Here is a 23,529-nt window from a genome sequence, read left to right as displayed (position 1 = left end):
GGACGGAGGGGATTAAGTCGCATCTCCCCTCCGTTTCCCGGTTGCAGTGCCCACGGGCTGGGCAATCGCGACTTAATCCCCTCCGTCCCCTTTTTCCGTCGGGGGCGGCGGGCTGGTAAAATCGGGGGAGTCCCGTTCCTCGAGCCGTCCATGACCTGCCGCACCCGCTTCGCCCCCAGTCCCACCGGCTACCTGCACATCGGTGGTGCCCGCACCGCGCTGTACTGCTGGCTGGAGGCCCGCCATCGTGGCGGCGAGTTCGTGCTGCGCATCGAGGACACCGACCGTGAACGCAGCACCCAGGGTGCGATCGACGCCATCCTGGAGGCGATGGAGTGGCTGGGCCTGGACTATGACGAAGGCCCGATCTACCAGACCGACCGCGTTGCCCGTTACCAGGAAGTGGCCGAGCAGCTGATCGCCGAGGGCAAGGCGTACTACGCCTACGAGACCCGCGAAGAGCTGGACGCGATGCGCGAGGCTGCCATGGCCAGGCAGGAGAAGCCGCGCTACAACGGCGCTGCGCGCGATCTGGGCCTGCCCTACAGGGACGACCCGAACCGCGTCATCCGCTTCAAGAATCCGCTGGAAGGCACGGTGGTGTTCGACGACCTGATCAAGGGCCGCATCGAGATCGCCAACAGCGAGCTGGATGACATGGTGATCTTCCGCCCGGACGGCTACCCCACCTACAACTTCGCGGTGGTGGTGGACGACTGGGACATGGGCATCACCGAGGTCATCCGCGGCGACGACCACATCAACAACACCCCGCGCCAGATCAACCTGTACGAAGGCATTGGTGCGCCGGTGCCGAAGTTCGGCCACATGCCGATGATCCTGGACGAGCAGGGCGCCAAGTTGTCCAAGCGCACCGGCGCGGCCGACGTGATGCAGTACAAGGACGCCGGCTACCTGCCCGATGCGCTGCTGAGCTACCTGGCCCGCCTCGGCTGGTCGCACGGTGACCAGGAGCTGTTCAGCCGTCAGGAGCTGATCGAGCTGTTCGACGTGAAGGACTGCAACTCCAAGGCCTCGCGACTGGACATGGCCAAGCTGGGCTGGGTCAACCAGCACTTCCTGAAGACCGAGGATGTGGCCGCGATCGTGCCGCACCTGGTCTACCAGCTGCAGAAGCTGGGGCTGGACGTGGCTGCCGGACCGGCACCGGAGGACGTGGTGATCGCCCTGCGTGAACGCGTGCAGACCCTGAAGGAGATGGCCGAGAAAGCCGTGGTCTGGTACCAGCCGCTGACCGAGTACGATGACGCGGCGGTGGCCAAGCACTTCAAGGCCGGTGCCGAGGTGGCGCTGGGCAAGGCCCGCGAGCTGCTGGCAGCCCTGCCGGAATGGACCGCCGAGTCGGTGGGCGTGGCCCTGCACGACGTCGCCGCCGCGCTGGAGATCGGCATGGGCAAGGTCGCCCAGCCGTTGCGCGTGGCCATCACCGGTACCCAGGTCAGTCCTGACATTTCGCATACCGTGTACCTGGCTGGCCGCGAGCAGGCCTTGAAACGCATCGATGTGGCCATCACCAAGGTAGCAACGGCCTGAGGCATCCTTGCCAGGCCCGAACCGGAGAACGCGCATGTCCGCCAAGACCGCCACTGCTTGTACCGCCCCGCACCACCACGTCCACGACGCATCGGATTTCGTGGCGGTGGTCGAGCGTGTCTCGCGCGAACGCGGGCTGCGCCTTACCCCGATCCGCGCCAATGTACTGAAGCTGATCGCCGAGGCCGGCAAGCCGGTCAAGGCCTATGAGTTGCTGGAATGGGTGCGCAACGGCAAGGGTGTGGGTGCTGATGCCCCGCCCACCGTGTACCGCGCCCTCGACTTCCTGATGGCCAATGGTTTCGTGCACAAGCTGGAATCGGTGAATGCCTTCGTGGCCTGCCACCACCCCAGCAGCGCCGCGCATTCGGTGCCGTTCCTGATCTGCAACAGCTGCCACAGCGCGGTGGAACTGGAAGACCGGGAAATCGTCAGCCAGCTGGAAAAGCGCGCCAAGGAACTGGGCTTCCAGCCGCAGGCACAGACCCTTGAAGTGCACGGTCTCTGCGCGCGCTGCGCGGGTTGATCGTGTCGGCGGTAGAGTCGGTCGGCGGTAGAGTCGACTGTTAGTCGACTGCTCTTCCGTGAAGCCCAAGAGCAACCCGCCCTGCGCGCGATAGTCGACTAACAGTCGACTCTACCCAGCCGTCTCTACCCAGCCGAGTCCTGCAGGGGCGCGCCCTAGTCCATGGGTTTGCCTGCCGTATCCACCCGCACGATCACCGACATGCCGGGCCGCAGCCGCGCCGCCAGTGCCTGACCCGGATCGATCGAGATCCGCACCGGCAGCCGCTGCACCACCTTGGTGAAGTTGCCGCTGGCATTGTCCGGGCGCAACACGCTGAACTCCGACCCGGTGGCGGGCGCGATCTCTTCGACACGGCCCTTCAGCACCTGCCCCTGGAACGCGTCCACCGAGAACGTGGCCGGCTGGCCGATCGCCATCCCCCAGGTCTGGCCTTCCTTGTAGTTGGCCACCACCCACAGCGTGTCAGGTACCAGGAACAGCAGCTGCGAGCCGGCCGCGACGTACTGGCCCACGCGTACGCTGGCTTCACTGATCTGGCCGTCGCGCGGTGCGTGGATCACCGTATTGGCCAGATCGATGCGGGCCAGCTCCAGCTGCGCCTGCGCGCTTTCCACCTGGGCCTCCAGGCTTTTGCGCGCGACCTGGGTCGACACCAGCGTTTCCTCGGCGATGCGGATCTGCGCCTGCGACTGCTGCACGCTGGCCTGCGCCGAGGCCTGGCTGGTGCGGAACTTGTCGCGGTCATTGATCGACACGAGTTGCTGTGCGGCCAGTTCCTCGTAGCGCTTCAGCTCGTTGCGCGAGCGCTGCAGTTCGGCCTGGCCGGCCGAGAGCGTGGCGCGCGCCGAGGCGATCTGCGCACGGTTCTGCGCCTGCGACTGGTCGGAGTTGGCCAGCGCCGCACGCGCGCTGTCCAGCGTTGCCTGCGCCTGGGCGACACGCTGCGCATAGATGCGGTCATCGATGCGCAGCAGCGGCTCGCCTTCCTTCACGTGCTGGAAGTCCTTCACCAGCACCTCGGTCACATAGCCGTTCACCTGCGGCGCCATCACCGTGATCTGGCCGCGCACATAGGCGTTGTCGGTCACCATCACGCTGCTGGTGAACGGCCACAGGTGCCAGGCACGCAGGATCAGCGCAATGCCCAGCAGGGCGACAATCACCATCACCGCCACGCTGCGCGCGCTGGGCTTGAGGTACTTCGGCGCGACCGCGGGTTCTACCGGCGTGGACGCGGGCGCCGCGTCGGTGGGCGGCGGCGGGGTGACGTTGTCGGCGTCGTCGGGTCGGGGCGGCACGGGAGGCATGGGGGGACTCAACGGGATGCGGCCGGCGTGGCCGCGGTGGACTCGGGCGGGTGGCGCTTGCGCCATTGCTTCAGTACGGCGGTACGCAGCGACAGCAGCAGCAACCAGCACAGGAAACCGATCGCCAGCCCGCCGCTCAGGGTGAACACATCGTTGAAGCCACGCACGTTGGCTTCTCGGCGCGTGGTCTGTGCCAGCTGCGCGCTGCCCTGTGCGCTGCGCAGGACCGGGTCGGTGATCTGGGCGCTGTACAGCTGCTGCTGGAGACGCAGGCGTTGCGCTACCACCGGATCGGCCGGATCGAGCTGGCTGGTCAGCGCGCTGGAATACAGTTGCTCGCGATGCAGCTGGAAGGTGCCCAGCACCGCCGAGCCGGCCAGGCCGCCCAGCGTCTGCGTGATCGACAGCGTCACCAGGAAGGTGATCATGTGGTCCACGCCCTGTTTCAGCGCAGCAGAGATGCCAAGCATGATCAGGGGCCCCATGAACATGCCCGCACCGACCGAGGCCAGGAACTGGCTGGCGTAGAAGTCGTGCGGCCGATCCATGCTGGTGCGGTGCTGGTCGAAGAACGCGGCGGCGCCCAGCAGCAGGATCGCCATCAGCAGCTGGGCGATCAGCCGCTTCGGGCCGAAGGTAAGCGAGGCACCGGCGATTCCGGTGATCACCCCGGCCAGGATCACCACGAACAGCGGCCGCATCTGGTCCGGTCCCATGCCCAGCGTGCGCATCAGGTTGACCACGCCGTAGGACTGCTCGGTGGTCAGGAAGCGGATCAGGAAGGCGCCGACGATGAAATGCAGCACCGGCAGCGTCGACAGCCAGCGGATCTGCAGCAGTGGGTTACGCCGGTAGTGCTCGATGATCAAGGCGGTGGTGGACAGCACGATCGAAGCGATCAGCGCCCAGCCCAGCCACGCTGTATTGAGCCACCAGCGCGTGTAGCCCTGCGCCAGCACGATCACCAGCAGGGCGACGGCCGGGGCGAGCAGCGCGAACGTGAGGAAGTCCAGTGGCTCGAACGCCTTCACCTGGATGCCCGGCGGCAGCTTCAGCACTACCACTGCGGCGAAGGCGCACAGGGCCAGGCCGGCCTCGAACGAGTACAGTTGGTGCCACTGGCCGGTATCGACCAGGCCCGGGGAGACGATCCAGGCGATCGGCACCGCCAGCTGGGAAAGGCCGACGCCGACCACCAGCAGATTGCCGGTGAAGCGCCGCGGCAGCGCCTGCAGCATGTACAGCGTGCCCAAGGTCGAACAGGCCGCGCCGGCGAAGCCGCTGGCGGCTCGGGTCAGCATCGTGGTCTCGAAGCTGCCGACGAACAGGTGCAGGACCGCCAACGCCGCGTACAGGCCCAGCCCGATTTCGGCGAACAGGCGGATGCCGTATTGCTGGCGGAACTTGAAGGCCAACAGGTTGGCGGTGACATTCACCATCGCATAGGCCGCTACCAGCCAGCTGCCCTGGGTCGGGGTCAGCGCCAGCTGGCCCTGCAGGAACGGCAGGTTGGCGGTAACCAGCGCATTGCCGAGGCCGCCGGTGATCGCCACCAGCAACGATACCAGCGCATAGGCCGCGCGCCGGTACGGCGGGTGCCAGGGCATCGACGCCGAGCCGGGCATGGTCGGCTTCTCATGCTCCTCCCAATCCGGAACCGGCTTCAGATACGGCTGGACCATCAACGGGCCTCGCTGGCAGCTCCTTGGAGACCCCCACGCAGCAGCTGCAGGGCGCGCCCGGCCAACTGGGCGCGCTCGTCGCGGGTCTTGCCGCGCAGGGCCGCACCCAGCATGCCTGAGATCAGTGAAATATCCGTCTTTTCCAGGTCGGCACGGCACAGCCCGGCCGCCTTGGCGCGCGCGATCGGTTCCTCCAGCAGGTCGCGCACTGTCTCGCGCGCGGCGCGCATGGACGGCACGTCCGAATCGACCGCACGCCAGTAATCGGCCAGTGCCGGCGAATCGATGATGCGCTGGGCCATGCCCTCGAACACCTCGAACAGGGCGTCATCGCGGTCGCCGAGCTGTTCGACCTGGCGCCGGATGCGGTCGACCGTGCGCTGCAGCAGCGCCTGGATAAGCGCGGTGCGGTCGGGGAAGTTGCGGTACAGGGTGGCGCGGCCCACCTGGGCGCGTTCGACCACCAGGTCCAGTGGGGCGGTGACGCCATGTTGGCCGAAGACATGATCGGCGGCGTCGAGGATGAGGGCACGGCGGGCAGCGGCATCGGCACGTTGGGCAGTCATGGAATTATTTTCGGACAAAAGTGTCCGATTGGCGAGACATTGGGTGACGGGATTGTCCGCTTGTTGTGGTACGCACATCTTTGTGACGGGTGTGTGAGCGAGGGCGCCGCGACCTCGCTCACGCATAAAGAAACGGGGGCCAGACGGCCCCCCGGGAGAGAGAATGGTATTCGTGGTGCGGTCCCGCCATGCGTTGAAGGGCGAGTGGGGGCAGAGCCCTTTCCCGCGGAAAGGGCTCCGCCCCCCTACATCGATCAGAAGAACGCGCGGATGCCGAATGCGACACCACGGCCCGGCAGCGGCGAGTAGTCGCGCAGCAGCGAGGTGTGCGGACGGACTTCGCGGTTGGTCAGGTTGCTGCCATCCAGGAACACCTCGTAGCTGTTGCTGGCGTTGCGGTCCCAGCGGTAGGCCAGGTGGGCGTCGACCAGGGTGTAGCCATCGCTCGGCTCCTCGTTCTGCGCCACGTCCTTCTGGCGGCTGTAGCGCACCGCACCGACCGAGGCGCGCCAGCCGTCCTTCGACCAGCGCAGGTCGGCGCCGACGCGGGCCGGGGCAATACGCGGCAGGTAGCCGGTGTTGGCCAGTTCCACATTGTAATTGTGGTTGTGGTCGCCGTGCGGCACGGCGATGTCGAGGTTGCGGCTGCCGCTGCCATCCAGCTTGGCCTTCACGTAGTCACCGAACAGGCGCAGATCCCAGTCACCGGCGCCACCTTCGAACAGGTGCACCAGCGCTTCGGCCTCGGCACCGCGGAACACCGCGTCCTGCTGGGTCCAGGCGCGGACCGGCAGGCCTTCGGTAACACCGGTGTCGGCCAGGTAGATGAAGTCCTTGAACCTGGTCTGGTAGACCGACGCGGAGAAGTCCAGGCGCTCACTGTGAGTGTGGATACCCAGTTCCACGCGCTGGCCGCGCTCGGTCTTCAGGTTGGCGTCGCCGATCTCCAGCGAACGGGTGGCGATGTGGGCGCCGGCGGCATACAGCTCCTCGTTGGTGGGTGCACGCTCGGAGCTGTCCACGCCGATACGCAGGTCAACGGCGTCGTTGAGCTTCCAGATGCCGGCGGCAGACAGGTTGGTGGCGCCGAACGTGCGGCGCCGGTAATCACCGGTCGGGTCCAGCTTGACCTGGTCGTGGCGGCCGCCCAGTTCCAGCTTGAACGGTCCGAACTGCTTTTCCTGCAGCACGAACAGGCCGATGTTCTTCGTGCCTGTATCCGGAACGAACGCCTCTTCGCCCTTGGCACCGAAATCACTGTTGCCGAACTGCAGGCCGAAGGCACCGTCCCAGCCACCGATCTGCTGCTGCACCGCTTCCAGGCGCGCTTCGATGCCACGGTTGGTGAAGCGGGTCGACGGCGTGCCGGCCTCCAGCTCCACGTGCTCGTAGTCGGTATAGGCCACGCGTGCGTTGATGTTCTTCAGGAACGAGACCGGGTCATAGATGCCGGCCTTGGTCTCGAAGCGGTTCTGCACCATGTCGATGCGCACGTCATGCTCGTCGCCGCCTTCCTCTTCGTCGCCATGGTCGTGGCCGTGGTCATGGCCGTGATCGTCGCCATCGGCGTGCACGTGTGCGCCGTTGGGAATGCCGTAGTTGGTGCGGTAGGTGCTGGCCGACACGCCGAAGTAGCCGCCTTCGCCCAGCCAGGTCGCACCGACGCCACCGGCACGGGTGCGGATCGAGCTGTTGTCGAGGCGGCCGCGACGCGGCTCTTCGCCTTCCTCGCCCGCGTGGTCATGGTCGTGGTCGTCATGGTGGTCTTCCAGGCTGTCGATCACCGCGTAGCCAGGGATACGGTAGTCGTCGCCATTGCGCACCAGGCCGTCCACATGAAGCACGACATTGCCGCTGACGCCATCGAGGCGGAACATGCCGCTGCGCTCATTGTTCACCGAATTGCCGCGCAGTTCGGCGCGGCCGCTGAGCGGCCGCTCCGGCAGCTCCCGTGCGATGCGGCCATCGACCACGTTGACCGCACCACCGATGGCACCGCTGCCGAACAACAGCGTGGCGGGGCCCTTCAGCACTTCGATCTGGTCGGCCAGGAACGGTTCGATGCTGGTGGCATGGTCGGCACTGACGGTGGATGCATCCATGTTGCCCATGCCGTTGGACAGCACGGCCACGCGCGGGCCTTCCTGGCCACGGATGATCGGGCGGCCGACGCCGGGGCCGAAGAAGGTGCTCTGCACGCCGGGCAGCTTGGCCACGGTATCGCCGAGGGTGCCGGCCTTCTGCTCGTCCAGGCGCTCACCGGCCAGAACCTCCACCGGGCGGGCCAGCGATTCGGCATCGCCCTGCAGTGGCGACGCGGTGACCTGCACCGACGACAGTTCAGTCAGGTGGCGGTCACGATGGGAATCGTCTTCGCTGGCGGCGAAGGCAACGGTCGGAAGCAGGGCGGCGAGGGCCAGGGCCAGGGAATGCGGCTTGAGCCGTGGGGTGTGGGCAGGCATGGATCGGTCCTTTGTTACACTGTATCAATCGCAGGGCGCACGAATCCCGCCGATGGGAGAGGGGGAGTGGAAACCGTGCGGTTCGGGAAGGGATGTTATATTATTCCATAACGATTCGCCGACCCTGCTGGAAGTCATGTCCCTGTCCTCACGCCTGCGCCATCTGCTCGACCGTTTCGGCGCTACCGGTTCGATGCTGTGCGCGGTGCACTGCGCGGTGATTCCCGTACTGCTGGCGGCGGCGCCTTCGCTGGGCCTGTCGTTCTGGCTGAGCGATGGCGTGGAGCAGGCGCTGGTGGTGTTCGTGACCCTGCTCGGGCTGTTCAGCCTGGTATGGGGCTACCGCCGCCACGGCGCGCTGCGCGCGCTGGGCTTCCTGATTCCCGGCCTGGTCGCGTTGTGGGCCGGTGTGCTGTACGACCCGCTGCACCACAACGCCGTGCCGCATGCGGTGGTGATGACCATCGGCGGCCTGCTGGTGGGGGTGGCCCACCTGGTCAATCTTCGCCTCAACCACGGCCACGTGCACGACGCCAGCTGCGCGCACTAGGCGCTCCGTGATAGGATTTTCGATCGTGCGCGGGGGCGCCCAGCAAGGCGGCCCCGCCGAACCCGTGTCAGTACGGGGTAACCAGATTTCACACTTGAGGAGTTGAAGACATGGGTAAGGGTGACCGCAAGACCGCCAAGGGCAAGCGCTACAACGCCAGCTACGGCAACGCCCGTTCGCACACCGCGAGCAAGGTCGCCGTAGGCGCCGCCGCCCCGGTTGCCAAGAAGACCGTGGCCAAGGCTCCGGCGAAGAAGGCTGTGGCGAAGAAGGCCGTCGCCAAGGCCTGATCCGGCCGACCGACCGGTCCAAAGAAAAACGCGGCGCCTGGCGCCGCGTTTTTTTTATGCACGTTCTTGTAGAGCCGAGCCCATGCTCGGCGCAATGCAGCCGAGCGTGGGCTCGGCTCTACAATCGGATCAGCGCAGGGTCTTCTTCAGCGTTTCCGGATTTCCGTCGTTCGGCGCGGCCGGCACCTGCAGCAGGTGCGCCAGCAGCGGGTAGACGTCGACATTGTCGAAGCCATCGATCACCAAACCCTGTCGGAATGACGGGCCGCTGGCCACGAACACGGCACGCATGGAGGGCAGGGCATTGTCGTAGCCATGCGAGCCGCGATCCTGATGGTCGCGTTTGGCGATTTTCTCCTGATGCAGGGCATCCCAGCCTTCATCCATGGCACAGACGATGGCCGGAACCCGCGGATGCGTGCCGTAGTGCCAGCGTGCCGGCAGGTTCTCCTTCTTCCAGCACTGATAGTGCCCGTGGCGTCCGAGCAGGGCGCGTTCGGCTTCCGCTTCGCGGCCGGCGACCGGCGCAAAACCCACCGACTGGCCCTGGCTGACATTGCGCGCGATGGCCGGGTCGGCCATCGACTCGGTGGAGATCACCTGGCCGACCGGCACGCTGGCCATGCCATGGTCAGAGACCACGATCACGTTGGTGGTCGCGGCGAGGCCGCGCTGCTGCAGCCCATCGAGCACCTGGCCGACGATCTGGTCGGCGCGCACGATGGCGTCGGCATACTGCTTCGACTCGGGGCCGTAGTTGTGGCCGGCCTTGTCCACGTGTTCCATGTACAGCGTGGTGAGGCGCGGTGCATCAGCATCGGTCTGCGCCAGCCAGTCGAGCACGATGCCGGCCCGCTGTTCCAGCGGTTGCTTGCCGTCGTACACGCGCCACTTGCTGGGGCGCACGCCGCGGATTTCAGACTCACTGCCCGGCCACGCCGTGGTGGCCGAACGTACGCCAGCGTTCTCGGCACTGACCCAGATCGGTTCGCCACCCCACCAGCCGCTGGTGGTGACCGCGTCGCGGTTGCTCAGTTCGAAACGGCCCAGGGTTGCATCGTCCATGCTGTTGTTGACGATGCCGTGGTGGTCCGGACGCAGGCCGGTGACGATGGTGTAGTGGTTGGGGAAGGTCAGCGACGGATAGGACGGCGTCATCCAGCGTGCACGCACGCCGCCGTCGATCAGTCGCTGCAGGTTCGGGGTCAGGCCGCGGTCGAGCGCGTCGGCACGCAGGCCATCGATGGAGATCAGCAGCAGCTTGGGCGGCGCAGCCGCAGCGACGGGTGTGGGAACGGAGGCGGAAGGGGCGGGCGCGGTGGTGCAGGCGGCCAATGGCAGCAGCAGCGCCAGCGCGCAGGTCAGGCGTACGGAAGTCATCCGCGCATGATAGTGCGAGGTAATGACGCGCCCAAGACACGGCGCACTATTGCGCGCCGTGTCCGCGCATTTTTCCTTATCCCCGCGCCTGTCGGCGCGCCCCCTTCAACAAAAAGGGGGCTTTTCTCCAGACAGTTTACAGACGCTTCCATCCACGCATGGCGTGGATCTACCGCGTCGACCAAGGTCGACACCTACCCACCGCCGCGGGAATCTGTCGAAGGTGGGGCGGTGTGGGTGGGCAGGACCGTTGGCGCCATGGATGGCGCCAACGAGCCCCCATGGGTGAGGGCGCTTTGCTTGCGAAGCACTGCTTCGCAAGCGCCCGAACGCCCAGCCGCCAGCGGCTGGACCGGACCGCGGAGCGGGGTTTACGGCGTGTCCTGCCCACCCATACCGCCCCACCCAACGCGTAGAAAATCGGAGCTGTATTGGCTCTTGACCTTGCCGTTGCCTCTGCGGGTGCCGGGCGCAGCCCGGCCAGCCCTCTCAGGCGAACAGCGGGGCCTGGCGTTGTTCCAGCCGCAGCAGCGCCGCCTTGGTTTCCAGGCCGCCGCCGAAACCGGTCAGTGCGCCGTTGCTGCCGATCACGCGGTGGCAGGGCAGGATGATCGGCAGCGGGTTGCGCCCGTTGGCTGCACCGACCGCACGGGTCGCGCTGGGTTGGCCCAGGTGCTGCGCCAGCTGCAGGTAGCTCCAGGTCTGGCCGAACGGAATCAACGCCAGCGCCTGCCACACACGCAGCTGGAACGGCGTGCCGCGTGGTGCCAGCACAAGGTCGAAGCTGCTGCGTTCGCCGTGCAGGAACTGCAGCAGTTGCTCGCGCGCTTCCGGCAGCGCATCCGGTGCGTAGTGCCAGTCATCGCGCCCGCGTGCCGGATGGCGGTTCTCGGGGAAAAGCACATGTGACAGGCCACGTTCGTCACCGGCGATGGTCAACACGCCGATCGGGCTGTCGAAACGGTCGAACAACAGGGTCATGTCGGTTCTCCAACGAACGTGCCGGACAGGTGCCACAGGTGCAGCACCGCGTAGGCGCGCCACGGCCGCCACGGTTGCGAGCGCGCTTCGGTTGCACGTTCGCTCAGGCGCTGGCCCTGCGCGTGGCCGAGCACCTGCTGCAGTACAAGATCGCCGGCCGGGAACGCATCGGGCTGGCCGAGCCCGCGCAGGGCGATGTACTGCGCCGTCCACGGGCCGATGCCGGGCAGCGCGACGCAGCGCGCAACGAATTCCTCCAATGCCTGCCCGGGCGCGAAGTCGAGCTGGCCGCTGGCGCAGGCGGCCGCCAGCGCACGCACGGTGGCGGCGCGGCTGCGCGGCAGGCCGATCGATTCCAGGGGCGCTTCGGCCAGCACCTCGGGCGCCGGGAACTGGCGATCGAATTCCGATGGCATGCCCGGCAGGTGCGCGCCATAGGCGTCGACCAGGCGCCGCGCGAAGGTGGTGGCTGCGGCCACACTGACCTGCTGTCCGAGCACGGCGCGTACGCCCACCTCGAAGCCATCCCAGCCGCCGGGTACGCGCAGCCCGGGGCGTTCGGCGATACCGCGCGCCAGCAAGGGTTCTTCGCTCAGCGCGGCGTGCACCTGCTGCAGGTCCGCGTCCAGATCGAATACGCGGCGCACGCGGCGCACGATGTCCGGAATCAGACGCGGATCGACCGCGCCCAGCTGCAGGCGCAACTCCGGGCGCTTCGGGTCGGCGGTGACCCGCAGCAGGGTGGGGCGTTCGGGCGTGCCCAGCACACGCTGGTAGCTGTCTTCGCCGATCAGTTCGATGCCAGGCAGGCTGCGTTTGCGCAGGAAGGCCAGCATGCGCGGGAAGTCCAGCGGCGGGCGATACACCAGGCGCAGCACCAGGCCGCCGTCATCGGCGGCCAGCGGCTGGTGCTGGCGACGCAGCGCCGTCGGTGCCATGCCGCAACCCTGCAGGAAAGCGGTGTTGAAGCGGCGCAGGCTGTTGTAGCCGGCGGCCAGCGCAACGTCGGTCACCGGCAGCGTGGTCTCGGTCAGCAGTTGCTTGGCCAGCAGCAGGCGATGGGTGGCGTGGATCTGCGCCGGCGTCGCGCCCAGGTGTTCAACGAACAGGCGCTGCAGCTGGCGCGCGCTCAGGCCGATCTTCTGCGCGAGGTCCGCGACGGGCTGCTCCTGAAGGAAGCCGCCATGGATCAGGGCGAGTGCGCGCTGCACGGTCTGCCCGGCCAATGCCTGCTGGGCCTGCGGTGCCAGTTCAGGACGGCAGCGCAGGCACGGGCGGTAGCCGGCAGCTGCGGCCGCAGCGGCGGTGGGGTAGTAGGTGATGTTGCGCGGCTTCGGTGGCGGTGCCGGGCACACCGGGCGGCAGTAGATGCCGGTACTGCGCACGGCGGTGAAGAACACGCCGTCGAAGCGCGCGTCGCGGGCCAGGCGGGCACGGTCGCAGGCGGCGGTGTCGAGGGCGAAGGCGGTATCCATGGCGCCAGTCTAGGCGTGTGCGGCTGGAGATACTCGCCACATTCGGACATGGATGCTGAAGAGGGTCGGACAGGGCTGCGCCCTGCACCCGCAGAGGCAACAGCAACAGCAGGCTTCCTGCGGGAGGGCGGGGTGGGGCCGGTGGCAGGGGGCGCTGCAAGTACGTCCCTGTAGCTCGGTCGCGCCATCCATGGCGCTCACGCCCCTGCCACCGGACCCACCCCGCCTTCGACAGTTTCCCGCGGCCTGCCGGAACGGCATCCCGCTCTGGGTGTCGACTTTGGTCGACACGGTAGATCCACGCCATGCGTGGATGGAGTGGTGCAAGACGTTGTAATGAAAAGGTTGGAGCCAGAGGGTCAGAAGGGGTTCAGTGCCACGCGCTGAACGGGTGCCCCGGACGGGTAGACTGTGGCTCCTGCTCACGTGAAGACTGGTTGCCCGATGTCCGCCAAACGCCGCTGGTTGCCCCTGTTGTGCCTGGCCCTGGCGGGCTGCAGCCAGCTGGAAAATCCGGGCAATGTGACTGCTGCCGACAAGGCGGCGCGGGCACCGGCCAGCGATGGCGAGAACATGGTGTCGATCAATGCGGCCGATGCACCGCCACCGCCAGCGCCGCCGCGCAGCCAGGCGGATCGGCCGTGGCCGCAGGCGCAGCTTGAGAATGGCCGTGCCTGGGTCAGCTGCAGCACGGAATATGCTGGCGATGCCGGCGACGGTGTCGAGCTGGAAGGCCTGCAGCGCGAGCAGATCACTCAGGCGCTGGCGCCGTGCGCCGAGCGCGGCCTGATGCGCGTGCGTTACGCCGGCAAGATCAATCCGGGCTTCGCCGAGATGATGTGGCGGTTGGCGGTGGTCGCCGACCAGCAGAAGATCCACAAGCGCATCCTCGATCTGGATTCCAGCGGCGGCCAGGTGGAATCGGCGATCGTTGCCGGTGACAGCATCGGTGAATCCGGCTGGACCATTTGGGTGCGCGAAGGCTCGATCTGCCACAGCGCCTGCGTGTTCGTGCTGGCCGCCGGTGACAACCGCCTGCTGTCGGGCAAGGTCGGCATCCACCGCATGATGCGGATCAGCTCCAAGGCCACCTCGCGCGCGGAACTCAACCGCGAGCTGCACGAGGTCTACGACAACGTGAAGGACTATCTGCAGCGCAATGGCGTGGCGGTGGGCGTGGCCGATCTGATGATGACCGTGCCCAACCGCAGCCTGCGCCTGCTGACTCCGGACGAGCTGCGCCAGTACGGCCTGGATGGGACCAATGCGGTGCAGGATGATCTGGAACGGATCAAGCAGATGCGTGCCTGCGGCGATGATTTCGTGCAGCGCAAGGACGCGTTCCTGGTCGCCTTCGACCAGCAATGCAAGCGCGAAGGCGCCGACATGGAGTCGATCAACAGCTGCGGCCAGGCGTTGAAACAGCGCTTCGGCTTTCCCGACGCGGTGTGCCCGGACGAAAGCCCGCTGTCGGAGATCGATGTGGCGACGCTGCCCCCGGCACCGCCGGAACCGCCGATGGCCGAGCAGGCAGCCGACGATGCAGGCAAGTCTGCGGCGCAGGCCGATGCGGCGGCGGTGGAAGGCAACGCCCACGCGCGCTGACGAACCGCTCACCGCGCTGGCGTAGACTGCGGTCCTTTCCTCGAGAACCGGCGGTGTCCATGAAGCGCGCGCTCCTGCTGCTGTCCCTGCTGCCCCTGACTGCGTTGGCGCAGGCACCTGCGCCGGCCACGCCGGCACCGGCACCCGCGCGCCCGGCCCCGGCATCGCCGGCGGCTGCGAAACCGGCCACCGCCGGCGCTCCGGCATTGACCGCCGCGCAGCAGGCCCAGGTGCAGAAGCAGGACGCCGAAATGGGCGCGGCTGCGTTGAAGGCGGCGCAGCTGGTCGATGCCAACCGCGCCGGCGAACTGTGGGATGGCGCTTCGGCCGTCGCCCGTCGTGCGGTGCCGAAGGCCGCCTTCGTCAGCCAGCTGACCACCGAGCGTGCGCGCCTGGGTGCGTTGGCCGGGCGTGGCCAGCCCACCATCACCCGGGTCAAGTACAGCGCCGGTGCTGCGGTGCCGGAAGGGCTGTACATCAACGTCAGCTTCCCGACCCGTTTCGCCAACAGCGCGCAGCCGGTGCGCGAGCTGGTCTCGTTCCGTTTCGACGAAGACCAGGTGTGGCGCCTGGCCGGTTACAGCCTGCGTGCGTCGGCACCCTGAGGAGATGAGCGATGGCAACTGAACTGGCAATGCTGGCCTGGTCGATCGTGCTCGGCTTCGTGTACATCTTCGCCACCTCCACCGTGGTCACCCGCGAGCGCGGGATGAAGTGGAATGCCTCGGCACGCGATGGCGATGCAAAGCCGCTCAGCCCGCTGGCCGGCCGCCTGCAGCGGGCCCAGGCCAACTTCCTGGAAACCTTCCCGTTCTTCGCCGCCGCCGCCATTGCAGTAGTCGTGTCCGGTCGCGGCAACGGCACCACGGCGCTGGCTGCGCAGGCCTACTTCTGGGCGCGTGTGGTCTATCTGCCCCTGTACGCGGCCGGCGTGCCCTACCTGCGCAGCCTGGTGTGGCTGGTGTCGCTGCTGTCGATCCTGGCGCTGGTGTTCGCGTTGTTGTGACCCGCGCCTGATCCAGATCAAGGCCGGTCAGGCGCGCGGCGCTATGCTGGCCCGGACTGAATCAACGGCAGGAGGCGCGCATGCGCAGGATGGACGTGGTGGTGGTCGGCGCCGGACCGGCGGGCCTGTGCTTCGCTCGGGCGCTGGCCGGCAGTGGCCTGCAGGTCGGGCTGGTCGAAGTTCAACCGCGCCAGGCGCTGGCCGAGGCCGCCTTCGATGGCCGCGAGATCGCGTTGACCCATGCCTCGCGGCAGAGCATGGAGCAGCTGGGGCTGTGGCAGCGCCTGCCGCCGGCCGAGGTCGCTGAACTGCGCGATGCCAAGGTGATGAACGGCGGTTCGCCGTTCGCGCTGACCTTCGCCAGCAGCCAGGTCGACGGCCAGCCGCTGGGCTGGCTGGTGCCCAACCATCTGATCCGCCGCGCTGCATGGGATGCCGTGCAGGACCAGGATGGTCTGGACCTGTTCGACGGGCGCAAGGTGCAGCGCGTCCAGGCCGATGCGCAGGGCCACGTGGTCAGACTCGATGACGGCAGCCAACTGCACGCCCGCCTGCTGGTCGCGGCTGACAGCCGCTTCTCCGCCACCCGCCGCATGCTTGGCATCGGTGCGCAGATGCGCGACTTCGGCAAGTCGATGCTGGTGTGCCGCATGCAGGTCGAGCGCGACCATCACCACACGGCCTGGGAATGGTTCGGTTACGGCCGCACCATGGCGCTGCTGCCGCTCAACGAGGGCCAGGCATCGGCGGTGATCACGCTGCAGCCGCGGCAGATCGAAGAACTGCTGGCGATGGATGAGGTGGCCTTCGGCGATGCCATCAGTGCGTGCTTTGAACATCGCCTGGGCCGCATGCAGCCGGTGGCGACGCCGCAGGCGTACCCGCTGGTAGGTGTGTACGCGCACCGTTTCGTCGGCGAGCGTTCTGCGCTGATCGGCGATGCCGCAGTCGGCATGCATCCGGTCACCGCGCATGGCTTCAACCTGGGCCTGGCCAGCGCACAGCGGCTGGCGCAGGGCATCGTCGCGCAGCAGCGTCGCGGTGCCGACATTGCTGCCGCCGGCATGCTGACCAGCTACCAGCGGGGCCATCGGCTGGCGTCGCGGCCGCTGTACGAGGCCACCAATGCGATCGCCCGCCTGTACACCGACGACCGTCGCCCGGCGCGCCTGCTGCGTGCGGCTGGCCTGCGCCTGGCGCAGGGCGTGGCACCGTTCAGGCAGCTGATCGCCTCGCACCTGACCCAGCGCGTGGCCTGAACGGCTTCAGATCAGCCGGCAGCCAGCACCCGGATCTGGCTGCCGGAAAATTCGACCACCTGGCCCGCGCGGATCTTGCAGGCCTTGCGCAGCTCGATTTCGCCATCGACCCGCACCTGGCCTTCACTGATGACCATCTTGGCCTCGCCGCCGCTGGTGACCAGGTCGGCCAGCTTGAGCAGCTGCTTGAGTTCGACGTAGTCACCGTCGAGGTCGAATTCGAGAATCTGCATGGAGCGGGTTCCTGGGAAGAGGGCGCAGGCCAGCGGCCGGGCCGGGAAGCGGGCGCGTATTGTGCGCCAGCACGGGCTCGACGGCACGCGCACGGAAAGCTGTACGCCTCGTTCAGGATCAATGCGGTATCATCCCGCTCTGAGCGAGTGAAATCTCCTCCGACCGAGCAGCGCCAGGGCACGCGATAAGAAGGGCGCCCAAAGCGCGGACCATCCCTTTTTTATCGCACTGCCAGGAAGACGGCAGTGCCTTCGGAGTTCCCCATGTCCCAAGATTCCCAAGCGCCGCTGCAGTTCGCGCAGCTCGGCCTGTCCGAGCCCGTGATGCAGGCGGTCACCGCCATCGGCTACGAAACCCCGTCGCCGATCCAGGCCGCCACCATCCCGGCGATGCTGGAAGGCCGCGACGTGCTGGGCCAGGCCCAGACCGGTACCGGCAAGACCGCTGCGTTCGCACTGCCGGTACTGTCCAACATCGACCTGCAGCAGATCAAGCCGCAGGCCCTGATCCTGGCGCCGACCCGCGAACTGGCCATCCAGGTCGCCGAGGCGTTCCAGTCCTACTCGTCGAAGATCCCGGGCTTCCGCGTGCTGCCGGTGTACGGCGGCCAGCCTTACGGGCAGCAGCTGTCGGCGCTGCGCCGTGGCGTGCATATCGTGGTCGGTACCCCCGGTCGCGTGATCGACCACCTGGACCGCAGCACCCTGGACCTGTCCGAGCTGAAGACCCTGGTGCTGGACGAAGCCGATGAAATGCTGCGCATGGGCTTCATCGACGACGTCGAAGCGGTGCTGAAGAAGCTGCCGGAGCAGCGCCAGGTGGCCCTGTTCTCGGCCACCATGCCGCCGCAGATCCGCCGCATCGCGCAGACCTACCTGCAGGATCCGGTGGAAGTGACCATTGCGGCCAAGACCACCACCTCGGCCAACATCCGCCAGCGTTACTGGTGGGTGAGCGGCATGCACAAGCTGGATGCGCTGACCCGCATCCTGGAGGTCGAGCCGTTCGACGCGATGATCATCTTCGCGCGCACCAAGGCCGGCACCGAAGAACTGGCCAGCAAGCTGCAGGCCCGTGGCCTGGCCGCTGCCGCCATCAACGGCGACATGCAGCAGGCCCAGCGTGAGCGCACCATCGCCATGCTGAAGGAAGGCAAGCTGGACATCCTGGTTGCCACCGACGTGGCCGCGCGCGGCCTGGACGTGGAGCGCATCAGCCACGTGCTGAACTACGACATCCCGTACGACACCGAAAGCTACGTGCACCGCATCGGCCGTACCGGTCGTGCTGGCCGCAGCGGCGAGGCGATCCTGTTCGCGACCCCGCGCGAGAAGGGCATGCTGCGCCAGATCGAGCGCGCCACCCGCCAGCCGATCGAAGAGATGCAGCTGCCGAGCGTGGAAGCGGTCAACGACACCCGCATCAACAAGTTCACCTCGCGCATCAGCGAAACCCTGGGTGCCGGTGGCCTGGACTTCTACCGCCAGCTGCTGGAGCGCTTCGAGAACGAGCAGAACGTGCCGGCCATCGAGATCGCCGCCGCGCTGGCCAGGATGCTGCAGGGTGACACCCCGTTCCTGCTGCAGCCGCCGGTGCGTGCCCCGCGTGAAGAGCGCGCCCCGCGCGAGCGTTTCGACCGTGGCGACCGTCCGGAGCGTGGCGATCGCTTCGACCGCAACGAGCGCGGTCCGCGCTTCGAGCGTGGCCCGCGTCGCGACGACGCCGAAGGTGGTTTCGAGCAGCGTCCGCGCCGTGAGGTTCCGCCGCGTGGTGCACCGGAGCAGGGCATGGAGACCTACCGCATTTCGGTGGGGCATCAGCATGGCGTGAAGCCGGCCAACATCGTCGGCGCCATTGCCAACGAAGCGGGCCTGGAAAGCCGCTTCATCGGCCGCATCGACATCCACGACGACTTCTCGCTGCTGGACCTGCCGGCACAGATGCCGCCGGACGTGCTGTCGCACCTGCAGAAGGTGTGGGTGTCCGGCCAGCAGCTGCAGATGCGTGCGCTGGCTCCGGGTGAAGACACCAACCCGGCCCCGCGTCCGTTCAAGCCGCGCTTCGACAAGCGTGGCCCGGGCGGCCCGGGTGGCCCGCGTCGTGGTGGCCCGGGTGGTCCGGGTGGCCATGGTGGCGACCGCGGCGGTGACCGCGACAGCCGCCCGCCGCGTCGTGACGGCTTCAAGCCGCGCGGCCCGCGCAGCTTCTAAGCCGCACCCGCAGCCGTCCATAACAACGCCAGCCCCCGGGCTGGCGTACAGGAAAAGGGGACGGAGGGGATTAAGTCGTAAATGGCAGGCCATGCGCTTATGCCGAAAACGACTTAATCCCCTCCGTCCCCTTTTTCGCATGGCCCACACATTGCCGGTCATAGGCTGGGCCGGTTCCAAGGCAGGTTGTCACCGCAGCACATTCGGGGGGATCCGGGATGGGTAGAAGTGGCACGGACCAGCAGAGCCGGCGGGTGCCGATGACCCGTGGGCTGGGATTGCGCTTTGCGTTGTTGACGGGCATGGCGATCGGGCTGGTCGCATTGTCCGCGTTGATCCAGGAACTGCAGGCGGCTTCGACCGCCTGGATCGCCGGGCAGGGTTACTGGTCACGCGGGCAGCAGGATGCCACTGCTGCGCTGAGCCGCTACCTGGCGCGCGGCCATGCCCAGGACCTGGAGGACGCGCGCCAGGCCCTGCGGATTCCGTTGGGAGATCTGCAGGCCCGGTTGGCGCTGGAACAGGCGGTACCGGACGAGGAGAAGGCCCGGCAGGGCTTCCTGCAGGGTGGCAACGCGCATGCCGATATCCCGCGTCTGGTGTTCTCGTTCCGCTATGCACGCGACATCGGCGCCTTCCGCGAAGCAACCGCGTTGTGGCGGCAGACCGACGATGACCTGTTGGCGGTGCAGCGGCTGGTCGCCGAGCTGCAGTCGGCGCACGCCGAAGGCACGCTGCCAGTGGCCGACCGCGACCGTTACCTGCAACAGCTGCGCGATCTGGACCGGCGGCTGCAGGTGCAGGCGCAGTCGTTTTCCCGAGCGTTGCTGCGCATGGCCACGATGGTGCGGATCGCCACGCTCGTGGTTGGTGGGCTGTCGGTGCTTGCGATCAGCCTGATGGCGGTGGCCCTCGCGCGCCGCGTCGGCAAGGACCTGACCGAACATGAAAGCCGCTTCCGCGCCGCCTTCTATCAGGCCAATGTCGGCATGCTCAAGCTCGACACCGAAGGCAAGGTGATCGAAGCCAACCAGGCGATGGCCGATATCCTCGACTACCGGCGCGACGTGCTGCTGCAGATGTCGTTGGGCGATCTGCTGATGGACGGCGAGCTTGTCATCGATGGGGTGGGCCGTATCGACTGGGACCGGCAGCTGCGGCCGAGCGAACTGCGCTTCCGCCGTCGCGATGGCAGCCTGGTCTGGGGCCGCTGGAGCGGCACCGGCGTGCGCAGCGCCGCCGGTGGCCTGTCGGTGTTCGCGATCATCGAGGACGTCAGCCAGAACCATGCACTGGCGCGCGAGATCGAGCACCACGCCAGCCATGACCCGCTGACCGGCCTGATCAACCGCCGCGAGATCGAACGGCTGCTGGAACGCGCGCTGTTGCAGGTGCGCAGCGAAGGCGGCACGCACGCGCTGTGCTATATCAACCTGGACCATTTCAAGCTGGTCAACGACAGCTTCGGCCACGCCGCTGGTGACCAGATGCTGCGCGCCTTCGCCGAGTACCTGGTGGCGGCGGTGCGTGATGGTGACTGGGTCGGCCGGCTGGGTGCGGACGAGTTCGCGGTGTTCCTCGCCCATGCCGGGCAGGACGAGGCCAAGCGCGTGCTGCAGCGGGTGATCCGCAACCTGGGCCAGGCCACGTTTCCGATCAGCGAGGGCAGCCCGCAGCTGAGCTGCAGCATCGGCGTGGTCGAGGTCAGTGCAGACGCGCCGGACGTGAACTGGTTGATGAGTGCCGCCGACAGCGCCTGCTATGCCGCCAAGCAGGCCGGGCGCAACCGCGTGCACTGCTTCAATGAGAACCGCATGGCGCTGGAGGAGCGGCGGCAGGAGGCCGAGCGCCTGCAGGGCGTCAGCCTGGCGATGGCCGAGAATCGCATGCTGCTGTATGCACAGCGCATCGCCCGCGTGGGGGATCCGTCCTACCTGCACTACGAGGTGCTGGTGCGCATGCGTGGCACCGATGGCAGCCTGCATCTGCCCGGCCAGTTCATGCCGGCGGTGGAGCGCTATGGCATGGCGGTGGCGCTGGACCGGCACGTGCTCGGGCTGCTGTTCCGCCACCTGCAGGTGTGCCCGGCGCACGTGCGCCAGCTGGGCCTGTGCAACGTCAACGTGTCCGCGCAGTCGATCGCCGAGCCGGGATTCCTCGCCTTCGTCTGCGACCTGCTCGAGCGCAACCGCGCGCTGGCCTCCAAGCTGTGCTTCGAGATCACCGAGACTGCGGCGATCAGCAACCTCAGCCAGGCCCGCGCCTTCATCGATGCGGTGAAGGCACGGGGGTGCCGGATGGCGCTGGATGACTTCGGCTCCGGCCTGTCTTCCTTCGGCTACCTGCGCCAGTTGCCGGCGGACATCCTGAAGATCGACGGCGCCTTCGTGCGCGACATGGATACCGACCCTGTCAGCCACGCCACGGTGCGCGCGATCAGCGAGCTCGGGCGCGAGCTGCAGATGGAAGTGGTGGCCGAGTGGGTGGAGACCGCCGAGGTTGCCGGTGCGCTGACCCGGCTTGGCGTACAGGGGCTGCAGGGCTATGCCATCGAACGGCCGCAGCCGCTGGAGCGGCTGACCCTGGTCGATCTGCGCCCGGTACGGCTGGTCGCGGTGAAGGGGCCGCCGGCGGCTGGCTGAACCGCGGGCGCCGACTTTGGTGTACACATGCGTGGCGTGCCCGGCTGCGATAATGCGCGTCAGGGGCGGCGCGCAGTGGGCGCGGACGTAAGCAGGAACAGGACGTGGCGTGGGCGGCAGGCAGTGGCGGTATGGAACAGGAGCGGTGCTGGCCGTCCTGATGGTGTGGTTGGCGTTGCCGTGGCCGCTTCAGGCTGCAGAGGCCGTGTCGGGCCATGATTATCTCCTGGTCGGCGGCGCTACCGACGAGCCGACGCCGCACCGCGCATGCACGCCGCAGATGCTGTCCGGCGCCCGCCAGCAGGTGCTGGTACCGGCTCCGCCGCAGGGCTGGTCAGGCCAACCGCAGGCGCTGGACGTGTTCAACGTCTTTGCCGGTGAAGTGCGCGTCCAGCATGGTGACCGCGAGATCTGCGGCAACATGCACGACGCGCGCACCCGCGATTCACGTTTCCGGGCTGGCATCGGCCTGGTGGCGGTACCGCCGGCCGGCAGCCATGAGCCGTTCCTGGTCTCCTGGCAGACACCGCTGAAGACACGTTGGGTACCGACCCTGCGGCTGGGCGCGCCCAGCCCGGTGCAGCAGAACGACACCGCCCGCCTGCTGGTGCGCGCGGCCTGCATCGCGGTGGCGATCGCGCTGGCGCTGTCGGCGTTGATGGCCTTCCTGACCACCCGGGACCGCAGTTTCCTGGTCTACATCGCCGGCACCACCGTGATGGTGCTGTGGCAGGCAATCCTCGGCGGGCTCAGCGGCTATCCGGAACCCTGGCTGCCGGTGGGCGAGCACGGCGCATGGTGGCTGCTGGCGCTGACCGCTGCGACCCAGGCACTGGTGCTGCCGGCGCTGTGGCGGCTGAACGGAGGCGATCGCGTGCTGCCTCGATCGCGCCCGGCCCAACTGGCGGTGTTGTGGGCCCTGATGGCGCTGGCCGTGCTGGTGCCGTGGCTGCGCTGGGAGCATCTGGCCTGGGTCGCGAAGGGCTTGCAGGTGTCCTATCTGTCCGGATGTGGCCTGGCACTGATGGTCGGCGTCTGGGCACGCTGGCGCGGCGACCGTTGGGCGCAGGCGGGTCTGGCCGCGCTGGCACCGATGCTGGTACTGATCATCGCCGATGCCTGTGGTGCGGCGTGGCTGCTGGAATACCGGGTGGAGGCGCTGCAGCTGGCGGTGACCTGGCTGTTGATGATGGCCGCGTATGCGTTGAACCAGCGGCTGGGCCGGCTGCGCCAGCAGCGTGATGAACTTCGCCAGCTGGCCGAGACCGACGGCCTGACCGGGCTTCCCAACCGTCGCGCCGGACTGCAGCAGCTGGCCCGCCACCTTGAGCGGGTCGACCGCGAGCGTGGCCCGCTGGTGATCGGCTTCCTCGACATCGACCTGTTCAAGGACATCAACGACCGCCATGGTCACGCCGTGGGCGACCTGGTGCTGGTGGCGGTGGCGCGTGCCCTGCGCATGGCAGTGCGCAGCCAGGACGAAGTGGTACGGATGGGCGGCGAAGAGTTCCTGCTGCTGATGCCGGGCATGCCGCGCGAGGCCGCTTCGGCGCGACTGGACCGGTTGCGCCAGCGAATCACCGAGGCTGGCCAGGCCCTGCAGGTGCCGGGGCTGGAGGTGACCGCCAGCATCGGCCTGGCGCAGTGGCGACCGGGCGAGGACGATCTGGCCGGGCTGCTGCGGCGGGCCGACCATGCCATGTACGTGGCCAAGCGGGCGGGCCGCAACCGGGTCTTCGACGGCGAGGAGCTCGATCCGCCCGCCCTGGCATGAAGCGCAGCGGGCGGCGATGCCGG

19 protein-coding genes are annotated in these 23,529 nt (G+C 67.8%); 11 read left to right on the top strand and 8 right to left on the bottom strand.

Going from position 1 to position 23,529, the window contains the following annotated elements; genetic code table 11:
* The first annotated feature begins 150 nt into the window (after positions 1-150).
* Together gltX and AC5P7R_RS00625 are read left to right on the top strand one after the other, a co-directional pair.
* Positions 151-1,554, top strand: a complete 1,404-nt coding sequence (gltX, locus tag AC5P7R_RS00630) for a glutamate--tRNA ligase (RefSeq protein ID WP_111098983.1) — start codon at positions 151-153, stop codon at positions 1,552-1,554.
* Between the two features lie 34 nt (positions 1,555-1,588).
* A complete protein-coding gene (locus AC5P7R_RS00625) occupies positions 1,589-2,080 on the top strand; it encodes a Fur family transcriptional regulator (RefSeq protein WP_021202513.1) in 492 nt (163 codons plus the stop codon).
* Positions 2,081-2,235: 155 nt separating this feature from the next.
* Here AC5P7R_RS00625 and AC5P7R_RS00620 read toward each other — a convergent pair whose 3' ends face one another.
* The 4 genes from AC5P7R_RS00620 to AC5P7R_RS00605 all read right to left on the bottom strand — a co-directional run bounded on the left by AC5P7R_RS00620 (position 2,236) and on the right by AC5P7R_RS00605 (position 8,100).
* A complete protein-coding gene (locus tag AC5P7R_RS00620) occupies positions 2,236-3,390 on the bottom strand; it encodes an HlyD family secretion protein (RefSeq protein WP_111101990.1) in 1,155 nt (384 codons plus the stop codon).
* 8 nt (positions 3,391-3,398) lie between these two features.
* The gene (locus tag AC5P7R_RS00615) at positions 3,399-5,072 is read right to left on the bottom strand and encodes an MFS transporter (protein WP_227854126.1); all 1,674 of its coding nucleotides are present in this window, start codon (positions 5,070-5,072) and stop codon (positions 3,399-3,401) included.
* Positions 5,072-5,638, bottom strand: a complete 567-nt coding sequence (locus tag AC5P7R_RS00610; RefSeq protein ID WP_019659167.1) for a TetR/AcrR family transcriptional regulator — start codon at positions 5,636-5,638, stop codon at positions 5,072-5,074. Before AC5P7R_RS00610 ends, AC5P7R_RS00615 begins: the two co-directional genes overlap by 1 nt.
* Before the next feature lie 254 nt (positions 5,639-5,892).
* Positions 5,893-8,100, bottom strand: a complete 2,208-nt coding sequence (locus AC5P7R_RS00605) for a TonB-dependent receptor (protein WP_021202516.1) — start codon at positions 8,098-8,100, stop codon at positions 5,893-5,895.
* Between the two features lie 136 nt (positions 8,101-8,236).
* Between AC5P7R_RS00605 and AC5P7R_RS00600 the strand changes: the two genes are divergently transcribed.
* Both AC5P7R_RS00600 and AC5P7R_RS00595 read left to right on the top strand, forming a co-directional pair.
* Entirely contained in the window at positions 8,237-8,650 is a 414-nt protein-coding gene (locus tag AC5P7R_RS00600) for a MerC domain-containing protein (RefSeq protein ID WP_008264835.1), read from the top strand.
* Positions 8,651-8,760: 110 nt separating this feature from the next.
* Positions 8,761-8,940 carry a 30S ribosomal protein THX gene (locus AC5P7R_RS00595; protein ID WP_004150462.1) on the top strand — a complete coding sequence of 60 codons (180 nt, stop codon included), beginning with the start codon at positions 8,761-8,763 and terminating at the stop codon, positions 8,938-8,940.
* A gap of 129 nt (positions 8,941-9,069) precedes the next feature.
* Here AC5P7R_RS00595 and AC5P7R_RS00590 read toward each other — a convergent pair whose 3' ends face one another.
* The 3 genes from AC5P7R_RS00590 to AC5P7R_RS00580 form a co-directional block, all read right to left on the bottom strand.
* Entirely contained in the window at positions 9,070-10,320 is a 1,251-nt protein-coding gene (locus AC5P7R_RS00590) for an alkaline phosphatase family protein (protein ID WP_227854127.1), read from the bottom strand.
* A gap of 489 nt (positions 10,321-10,809) precedes the next feature.
* Complete coding sequence (locus AC5P7R_RS00585) at positions 10,810-11,301, bottom strand: methylated-DNA--[protein]-cysteine S-methyltransferase (RefSeq protein ID WP_021202265.1); 492 nt, start codon at positions 11,299-11,301, stop codon at positions 10,810-10,812.
* The gene (locus tag AC5P7R_RS00580; RefSeq protein ID WP_227854128.1) at positions 11,298-12,776 is read right to left on the bottom strand and encodes a DNA-3-methyladenine glycosylase 2; all 1,479 of its coding nucleotides are present in this window, start codon (positions 12,774-12,776) and stop codon (positions 11,298-11,300) included. The genes AC5P7R_RS00585 and AC5P7R_RS00580 overlap by 4 nt, the downstream gene beginning before the upstream one ends.
* A 444-nt stretch (positions 12,777-13,220) precedes the next feature.
* Between AC5P7R_RS00580 and AC5P7R_RS00575 the strand changes: the two genes are divergently transcribed.
* The 4 genes from AC5P7R_RS00575 (at position 13,221) to ubiM (ending at position 16,646) form a co-directional block, all read left to right on the top strand.
* Positions 13,221-14,381 (top strand): COG3904 family protein, encoded by a 1,161-nt coding sequence (locus AC5P7R_RS00575; RefSeq protein ID WP_111098978.1) that lies wholly within the window; start codon positions 13,221-13,223, stop codon positions 14,379-14,381.
* A gap of 59 nt (positions 14,382-14,440) precedes the next feature.
* Positions 14,441-14,986: a DUF4019 domain-containing protein gene (locus AC5P7R_RS00570; RefSeq protein ID WP_019659159.1), complete on the top strand. Its 546-nt coding sequence runs from the start codon at positions 14,441-14,443 to the stop codon at positions 14,984-14,986.
* Positions 14,987-14,997: 11 nt separating this feature from the next.
* On the top strand, positions 14,998-15,387 hold the full coding sequence (locus AC5P7R_RS00565; protein WP_021203642.1) for an MAPEG family protein: 390 nt from the start codon (positions 14,998-15,000) through the stop codon (positions 15,385-15,387).
* An 80-nt stretch (positions 15,388-15,467) separates the two neighbouring features.
* The gene (ubiM, locus tag AC5P7R_RS00560; RefSeq protein ID WP_180832693.1) at positions 15,468-16,646 is read left to right on the top strand and encodes a 5-demethoxyubiquinol-8 5-hydroxylase UbiM; all 1,179 of its coding nucleotides are present in this window, start codon (positions 15,468-15,470) and stop codon (positions 16,644-16,646) included.
* An 11-nt stretch (positions 16,647-16,657) separates the two neighbouring features.
* Here ubiM and AC5P7R_RS00555 read toward each other — a convergent pair whose 3' ends face one another.
* Positions 16,658-16,879, bottom strand: coding sequence for an RNA-binding S4 domain-containing protein (locus AC5P7R_RS00555; RefSeq protein WP_019659156.1), 222 nt, complete (start codon positions 16,877-16,879; stop codon positions 16,658-16,660).
* Between the two features lie 264 nt (positions 16,880-17,143).
* On the opposite strand from AC5P7R_RS00555, the gene AC5P7R_RS00550 reads away from it, so the two are divergent.
* From AC5P7R_RS00550 to AC5P7R_RS00540, 3 genes are all read left to right on the top strand, one after another.
* The gene (locus AC5P7R_RS00550; RefSeq protein WP_049413970.1) at positions 17,144-19,090 is read left to right on the top strand and encodes a DEAD/DEAH box helicase; all 1,947 of its coding nucleotides are present in this window, start codon (positions 17,144-17,146) and stop codon (positions 19,088-19,090) included.
* A 218-nt stretch (positions 19,091-19,308) separates the two neighbouring features.
* Positions 19,309-21,732: a putative bifunctional diguanylate cyclase/phosphodiesterase gene (locus AC5P7R_RS00545; RefSeq protein ID WP_111101996.1), complete on the top strand. Its 2,424-nt coding sequence runs from the start codon at positions 19,309-19,311 to the stop codon at positions 21,730-21,732.
* Between the two features lie 109 nt (positions 21,733-21,841).
* Complete coding sequence (locus AC5P7R_RS00540) at positions 21,842-23,506, top strand: sensor domain-containing diguanylate cyclase (protein ID WP_021203646.1); 1,665 nt, start codon at positions 21,842-21,844, stop codon at positions 23,504-23,506.
* Positions 23,507-23,529 lie beyond the last annotated feature (23 nt).

The organism is Stenotrophomonas sp. YJH_SMC_27 (genome assembly GCF_059369815.1).
Note: the sequence above shows the minus strand (reverse complement) of the source record. Positions and strands in the feature narration are given on the sequence as shown.